We start from the raw sequence: 7,923 nt of genomic DNA, 5'->3' as shown, positions 1-7,923 counted from the left end.
GGGCGGCCGATGAGCTGGTCTCGCGCGGGACGGGCGGCGGGGCGTTGTTCTCGTCGGTGGCGTTCGATCTGCCGGTGCCGAACCTGTGGGCGCCGCTCATCTGCGGTCAGCCGGTCCGGATCTTCCCGCACGACCTCGACCTCGCCGACCTCGGCCCCGCGCTGGCCCAGGCGGGCCCGTTCAGCTTCATCAAGCTCACACCCGGGCACCTGCGGGTCCTGGCACAGCAGCTGAACACCGAGCAGGCCGCGCGGCTGGCCGAGGTGGTGCTGGTCGCGGGCGAGGCGTTCGCGGGGGAGGCGGCGGGCGACGCCGCCGAGATCCTCGGCCCCGGCCGCCTGATCAACGAGTACGGGCCGACCGAGGCGACCGTGGGCACCTGCGTGTTCCCGATCGACGGCCCCGGTGCCTGGGACGTCGCGCCGATCGGGTTGCCGCTGCCGAACATGACCATGTACGTGCTGGACGCGACCATGCGCCCTGCCCCGCTGGGTGTGGTCGGTGAGCTGTACGTCGGTGGTGCGGGTGTGGCGCGCGGGTATGCGGGGCGCCCGGATCTGACCGCCGACCGGTTCGTCCCCGACCCGTTCGGCCCGCCCGGGGCGCGCCTGTACCGCACGGGTGATCTGGTGCGCCGGGCGCCGGACGGGAATGTGGAGTTCGTCGGGCGGGTCGATGACCAGGTCAAGATCCGCGGGTACCGGGTCGAGCCGGGCGAGGTCCGCGCCGTGCTGGCCGAGCACGAGGCCGTCCAGGACGCCGCCGTGGCGACCTTCCGCCCCACCCCGGACAACACGCTCCTGGTGGGCTACTACGTCGCCGACGAACCGCTCGACGGGCTCACCGCCCACTGCGCGGAACGGCTGCCGGAGTACATGGTCCCGGCCGCCTTCGTCCGGCTGGAGGAGATCCCGCTCAACGCCAACGGCAAGCTCGACCGCACCGCGCTGCCCGACCCGGACCGGTCGGCGCTCGGGGCCGGGCACGCGTTCGTCGCGCCGCGCACCAAGACCGAGCGGATCCTCGCCGACATCTGGGCCGGGGTGCTGAACGTCGGGCAGGTCGGCGTGCACGACCGCTTCCTCGACCTCGGCGGGCACTCGATCCTGATGATCCAGGTGCTCGCGGCGGCCCGCCGCGCGGGGCTCGCCGTGTCGGTGTGGCGGATGTACCAGCACGAGACCCTGGCGGACCTGGCCGCCGCCATCGACCAGGACGCGGCCCCGGCGGAACCGGCGCCGGACGTCCCGCTCACCCCGCTCCAGCGGACCCTGCTCGGCCGCCCACCCGCCCACGTCCACGCCCACGAGGCGCACATCACCCTGGACGGCACCGCGGACCCCGCGATCCTCGACCGGGCCCTGCGCGCGCTGGCCGGACACCACGACGCGCTCCGCCTCCGCGTGGACGCCGACGCCGGCACGGCCCGCGTCGGCTCCGTCGAGGAGGCGGTGGACGGCGCCGTGCTGACCGCCACGGCCGACCGGGAGCGGATCGTCCTGCGCGTCGATCCGGTGCTGGCCGACGAGGCGTCCGTCGCGATCCTCGCGGACGACCTGGAGACCGCCTATCGGGCGCTGTCCGCCGGGAAGGCGCCCGAACTGCCCGCCGCCGGGTCCTTCGCCGAATGGGCGCGGCGGCAGCACCGGCCCGACCGCCCCACCGAGACCGTGTGGGCCGGATCCGGCGAACGCCGCACGGTCACGGTCGAACTGCCCCCCGACCTCACCGCCGCGCTCGCCGGCGGCCGCGCGGCCGAGGTCCTGCCGGCCGCGCTCGGCCTCGTCCTCACCCGCTGGACGGGCGACGACGGAGCGCCGATCGAGGTGGAGGACGACGGCCGGACCGGGGTCGGCCGCACCGTGGGCCTCTTCGCCCGTCGCCGCCCGGTGGAGTTCCGACTGCCGCCGCGACGCGACCCCGCCTCGGTGCTCGGGGCCGTCCGGGACCTGCTCGGCCCCGACTCCGGCGACGGCCCCGACTCCGGCGACCGCCCCGACCCCGGGGACGGCATCGACGCGGACCCGGCGAGCCCGCCCGAGCCCCGGGCCGGCCTGCGCCTCGTCACCGGCGGCACCCGGCCGGTGCACGGCGCCGCCGCCCGCCCGCGCCCGCTGGAGATCGACGCGGGCGTCCGCTCCGGGCGGCTGCGGGTCCGCTGGACCTATCCGGCCGCCGAGCGGGACGAGGTCGAGGTCACCCGGCTGGCCGTGGAACACCTCGCCGAGGTCGCCGGACTCATCGAACGTCCCGCACCCCGAGCCGCGGCCCGGCGGCGGACCGCCCCGGCCGAGCCGATCCCCGGCCTGCTCGCCACCATGGCGGACGAGCACGTCCCGGGCGTCAGCATCGCCGTCCTCCGAGACGGCGAACCGGCCGGACTGCACGCGCACGGCGTCCTCGCCGCAGGCGGAACCGACCCGGTCACCCCCGACACGCTCTTCCAGGCCGGCTCCATCAGCAAGCACGTGACCGCGCTCGGCGCCCTCACCCTGGTCGAGCAGGGCCGCCTCGACCTCGACGAGGACGTCAACCGCTACCTGACGTCCTGGCAGATCCCCGGCCCCCGGGACGATGCCCCGCCACCGGTGATCACCGTGCGGCACCTGCTGGGCAACACCTCGGGGCTGAGCCTCGCCCCCAACAAGGGCTACCGGCGCGACGAGCCCGTCCCGTCACTGCTGGACCTGCTGTGCGGGCGCCCGCCCGTGGCGACGCGGCCGGTCCGCGCGGCGGGCGCGCCGGGCGCCGTTTACCGCAAGGCCAACGTCAACTGGTCGGTGCTGCAGCAGGTGATGGAGGACGTCACCGGCCTGCCGTTCACCGAGCTGATGGACGACCTCGTGCTCGGCCCGCTCGGGATGGACGCCAGCAGCTACCACCAGCGGTTCCCCGAGACGTCCGGCAGATCGGTGGCGGTGGGCCACGCGCCCGACGGGACGCCGGTCGAGGGCGGCTGGCGGGTCCGGCTGGAGGTGGCGGCGGCCGGTCTGTGGACCACCGCCGAGGACCTGACCAGGGTCGCCCGGGAGATCCGCCGGGCGCACCGGGGCGAGGAGTCCGCCCTGATCGGGGCCGGGACGGCGCGCCAGATGCTGGTGCCGCGTCCGGGCGCCTTCTACGGGCTCGGCTCCATCGTCGACGACACCGGCGCCGACCTGGAGTTCGGCCACGGCGGCGAGCCGATCGGCTACTGGAACATGTCGATCAGCCGCGTCGCCGGCGGCACCGGCTTCGTCGCGCTCACCAACGGCGAGTCCGGCGGCGCCGTCGTCCGGCTGCTGGTGGCCGCGCTCGGCCGCCGCGACGCCGGCTTCGGCCGGGGCCGGCTCGCCGGCGACTGGCGGGCCGGACGCACCGCCACGCCGCCCGGTCCCGGCGACCCGCCCGGTCCCGCGGATCCGGCCTGACCCGCGGATTCGGCCCGACCCGCGACCAGCAGAGGAGACAGGAGCCGTGCGACACCTCATCTCGATCGACGACCTCACCGACGCCGACCTGCGCTCGATCGTCGCGCGCGGGGTCCGGTTCGCCGCCCGCGAGCACGCCCCCGCCCGCACCCTCGCCGACCAGGTCGTGGGGATCTACTTCCGCAAGACCTCCACCCGCACCCGCACCGCGTTCTCCAGCGGCGCGCTCCGCCTCGGTGCGCAGATCATCGCGTTCGGGCCGTCCGACCTGCAGACGAACACCGGCGAGACGGCGACCGACACCGGCCGCGTCTTCGCCCGGATGCTCGACGTGCTGGTCGCCCGGACCGCCGGCGACCCGGCGGAGATGCGGGACTGGGCGCGCGGGCAGGAGCGGATGGCCGTGGTGAACGCGATGAGCGCCGACGAGCACCCCACCCAGGCGCTCGCCGACCTCGTGACGCTGCGCGCCCGCTTCGGCCGCGTTGAGGGGCTGACGGTCCTCTACGTCGGCGAGGGCAACAACACCGCCGCCGCGCTCGCACTGGCGCTCAGCCGGTTCGAGGGCACCCGGCTGGAACTGCGCACTCCGCCCGGCTACGGGCTGGCCCCCGCGATCCTGGACCGCGCCGCCCGGCAGGCCGCGCGCAGCGGCGCGGCGGTCGCCGAACACCACCACATGGACGACCTGCCCGGCGACGCCGACGTCGTCTACACCACCCGGTGGGAGACGACCGGGACGACCAAACCCGACCCGGACTGGCGGGCGCGCTTCGCCCCGTTCCGCGTCACCGCCGCGCTGTGGGACGGCAGCCCCAAGGCCGTCTTCATGCACGACCTGCCCGCGCACCGCGGCGACGAGGTCACCGCCGACGTCCTGGACGGGCCGATGAGCATCGCCTTCGACCAGGCCGAGAACAAGATGCACAGCGCGATGGCGGCGCTCGAATGGTGCCGGTACGGGCCGTTCGGCACCGAGTCCGGCGACGCCCCGCCAGGCCGATGAGACCGCACGGCGGGCCCCCGCCATGAGCCCCGTGCGGCGGCTCCCGGCGACCGCCGGCCCCGCCGGGGAGCCGTCCCCGCCGCCGCTGCGCCGCAACCGCGACTTCCTGCTGCTGTGGAGCGGCGCCGCGGCCTCGCTGCTCGGCACCCGGGTCAGCGCGATCAGCTACCCGCTGCTGGTGGTGTTCCTCACCGGGTCGGGCGCGGCGGCCGGCGTGGTCGGCTTCGCCGCGCTGCTGCCGAACCTCCTCGTGCAGCTGCCCGCCGGGGCGCTCGCGGACCGCTGGGACCGCAAGCGGCTGATGACCGCCTGCAACGGCGGCGCCGCCCTCGCCGTCGGAAGCGTCGCGGTCGCGCTGGCCTTCGGCCGGCTGTGGCTGCCGCACCTGGTCGTCGCGGCGTTCGTCGAATCGTCCCTGACCATCTTCTACAAGCAGGCCGAACGCGGCGCGGTGCGCAACCTCGTCCCGCCGTCCCAGCTGTCGGCGGCGCTCGCGCAGAACGAGGCGCGCGGCCGCGCGGCCGGACTGCTGGGGCAGCCCCTCGGGACCGCGATCTACGGGCTCGCGCACTGGTCGCCGACCACGTTCACCGCCCTCAGCCACGTGTTCGGCATGTGCGGGCTGCTGTTCATCCGCAAGGACCTCCAGCGCCCGGCCCGGACCCGCCCCAAGGGGATCCTCGGGCCGATCCGGCAGGGGATCGCCTGGGTGTGGGGGCAGCGGTTCCTGCGCACCGTGATGGTGGTCATCGCCGGCAGCAACCTGCTGTTCCAGGGCATCAGCCTCGCCCTCGCCTACCTGGTCGAGCACGACGGCGAGCTGAGCAAGGCCGCCTTCGCGGTGATCCTGGCCGCCCGCGGCGCCGGCGGCGTCCTCGGCGCCGCGACCGGGCCGCTGTGGATGCGGTGGCTGACCATGCGGGCCATCGTCATCTGGGGCAACATCGCCTGGGCCGTGCTGATGCCGCTGATCGCGGTGGTGCGGGACCCGATCGCGCTGGGCGCGATCTTCATCGCGATCTCCGTCGTCGCCGGCACGTTCAACGTGGTCGGCGGCGTCTACCTCGTCCGCACCACCCCGGACCGCATGCAGGGCCGCGCGGGCAGCGTCATGGACCTGCTCGGCTCCGGGCTGAGCGCCCTCGGCCCCCTGGTCACCGGGTTCGCGCTCGACGCCTGGGGTGCGCGCGCCACGGTGCTCGGCCTGGGCACCGCCATGATCTGCCTGGCCCTGGCCACCGCGGCCAGCCCCGCCATCCGCTCGGTCCCGCACAAGGTCGGCGAGATCCCCCTCGCCACCGAGGACGCCCCCGGCGGCCGCGAGACCGCGCACTGAGCCGACGACCGAACCGGACGCCGAGACGGACGCGAACGCGGACGCGGTGGTCGGGCGGGAGCCAAGGCGGGGGGAGGCGGGAGCGGAGGGCGGGTCAGCAGGGGGCGGTGAGGGATTCGCCGTCGGTGCCGATGATGCCGTCCAGGGTGCGGCCGGTGGCCTGCTCGCGGGCGAACAGCCGGACCAGCTCGTGGAACCGGTAGCGGAAGTAGCCCGTCTTCGGGCAGGTGCTCACCTGGAGGAGGCGCGCGTCCAGGAGCGACTCAAGGATCTCCTCGCTCTCGGTCTCCGAGAGGGACAGCGCCCGCGCCGCCGTCGGCGCCGTGAAGTCCGGGACGTCGAGCAGGCCCAGCAGCGCGAACGTGTCGCGGGTGCGCGGGTCGAGATCCCGGTAGCCGCTCTCGATCCGGGTGCGGACGTCGAGCGAGCCGTGGCGCAGCTCGTCCAGCCGGGAGCAGGTCCATTCCAGCCGCCGGACCATGACCTCCAGGGGCCAGTGCGGCTTCGCGCACAGCCGCGTGCCGACGACGCGCAGCGCCAGCGGCAGGCCGCCGCACAGGTGCGCGATCCGCCGCGCGGACGCGGGCTCCGCGGCGACCCGCTCCTCGCCCACGATTCTCGTCAGCACGGCCAGCGATGCCTCGTCGCCCAGGCTCTCCAGCCGGACGATGCGGGCGCCGACGCGGGGTCCCACGTCCCGGCGGGCGGTGAAGAGGGTCCGGCAGTCCTGGCCGTTCGGCAGCAGCGAGCAGATCTGCCGCTCGCTCTCCGCGTGGTCGAGGACGACGAGCATCCGGCGGTCGGCGGTCAGGGAACGGTACAACCGGACGCGTTCGCCGAACTCGGCGGGGATCTCCCGGTCGGTCATCCCGAGAGCGCGCAGGAACGACGCGACCACGGTGTCCGGGGAGAGCGGCGTGCCGTCGGCGGCGGCCAGGTCGGCGTACAGCTGCCCGTCCGGGAAGTGGTCCTTGGCGGCGTGCGCGGCGCGCAGCGCCAGCGCGCCCTTGCCGATCCCGGGCATCCCGGAGATCCCGACCACCGCCGGGGCGGCGGCGTCGCGCGCGGTCAGCGCCCCGACGACCCGGGACAGCTCGGCGCACCGGCCGGCGAAGTCGATGACGTTGGGCGGCAGCAGCCGGGGCCGCAGCGCGTGCCGCTCGACCCCCTCGACCGGCTCGGTCCGCGGGACGCGGTCGAGCGCGGGGGCGTTGGCGAGGATGGCCAGGTGCGTCTCGGTCAGCGTCGCGCCCGGGTCGACGCCGAGTTCCTCGGCCAGCAGCCGGCGGCCCGCGTGGAAGACCGCGAGCGCGTCGGCCTGCCGGCTCGCCCGGTACAGCGCGACCATGAGCTGCGCGCGCAGCCGCTCGCGCAGCGGATGCTCGGCGACCAGGCCGGTCAGCTCGGGAATCACCTGGAAATGCTCGCCGAGCGCCAGCTGCGCCTCCACCCGGTCCTCCAGGACGGTCATCCGGGCCTCCTCCAGCCGCGGCAGCTCCGCCTCGGCGAGGAATTCGGTGACATTGGCCAGAGCCGGGCCGCGCCACAGTTCCAGCGCCCGCCGGAAATGCTCGCTGGCGCTGCGGAACTGTCGGTTCCGCAGATCCTGCTGGCCGATTCTCGACAGTCGCTGGAATTTCTCGTGGTCGAGTGCCGCGCGGCCGATGCTCATCATGTAGCCCGGTGGTCTGCGCACGATGCTGACCTCGTCTCCCAGGTATTTGCGCAGCCGGGAAACATAGGTGTAGATCTGCGAACTGGAGGTGGTGGGCGGATCCTCCCCCCACAACAGGCTGCTCAGCCTGTCGTCCGGGAGGATATGGTCGCGGGACAGCAGCAGTGCGGCGAGCACCGTCTTCTGCTTGGCCCCGTCCAAGGAAATGGGCTCGCCTAGCCGGCGAGCCTCGATCGACCCGAGAATAAAGATTTCCATGTGCCTGCGCTTTCCCCGTTGAGCAAGAGACGCTGGAATCTATGTTCAATTTTCCCCGTCGTATCGAATGCGCGCCATCCCGATGCGATCTCGGTTGATCCTTGATCATGCTGCGCCGCGCTGCGGCGAATGTCAACCGAGTGGGCAACTCTGAAAATGATCGAGATCGGTTGTGATTCGGATAGTCCGGGGCGGTCTCGTGCAGCGGATATAGCCCGCGTATAGGAACCTCAACAAC

General features: G+C 74.2%; 4 protein-coding genes. 3 read left to right on the top strand and 1 reads right to left on the bottom strand.

Translation table 11 applies throughout. The features are described from left to right. The 3 genes from ABZ806_RS33180 to ABZ806_RS33170 all read left to right on the top strand — a co-directional run. Positions 1 to 3,410: serine hydrolase domain-containing protein (locus tag ABZ806_RS33180; RefSeq protein WP_500221397.1), on the top strand; the 3,410-nt coding region annotated here is incomplete at its 5' end. Positions 3,411 to 3,456: 46 nt separating this feature from the next. Further along, entirely contained in the window at positions 3,457 to 4,416 is a 960-nt protein-coding gene (locus ABZ806_RS33175) for an ornithine carbamoyltransferase (RefSeq protein ID WP_500221396.1), read from the top strand. 22 nt (positions 4,417 to 4,438) lie between these two features. Beyond that, positions 4,439 to 5,752, top strand: coding sequence for an MFS transporter (locus ABZ806_RS33170; RefSeq protein WP_500221395.1), 1,314 nt, complete (start codon positions 4,439 to 4,441; stop codon positions 5,750 to 5,752). Positions 5,753 to 5,846: 94 nt separating this feature from the next. On the opposite strand, the gene ABZ806_RS33165 is transcribed toward ABZ806_RS33170, so the two are convergent. Beyond that, complete coding sequence (locus ABZ806_RS33165; protein WP_500221394.1) at positions 5,847 to 7,685, bottom strand: AfsR/SARP family transcriptional regulator; 1,839 nt, start codon at positions 7,683 to 7,685, stop codon at positions 5,847 to 5,849. Positions 7,686 to 7,923 lie beyond the last annotated feature (238 nt).

This window comes from Spirillospora sp. NPDC047418, from assembly GCF_040643275.1.
Lineage (GTDB): Bacteria > Actinomycetota > Actinomycetes > Streptosporangiales > Streptosporangiaceae > Spirillospora.
Note: the sequence above shows the minus strand (reverse complement) of the source record. Positions and strands in the feature narration are given on the sequence as shown.

Bases quoted from the DNA above. Each gene is read 5' to 3' on its own strand.
- ABZ806_RS33170 (WP_500221395.1), top strand. From the start codon at position 4,439: ATGAGCCCCGTGCGGCGGCTCCCGGCGACCGCCGGCCCCGCCGGGGAG.
- ABZ806_RS33165 (WP_500221394.1), bottom strand. From the start codon at position 7,685: ATGGAAATCTTTATTCTCGGGTCGATCGAGGCTCGCCGGCTAGGCGAG.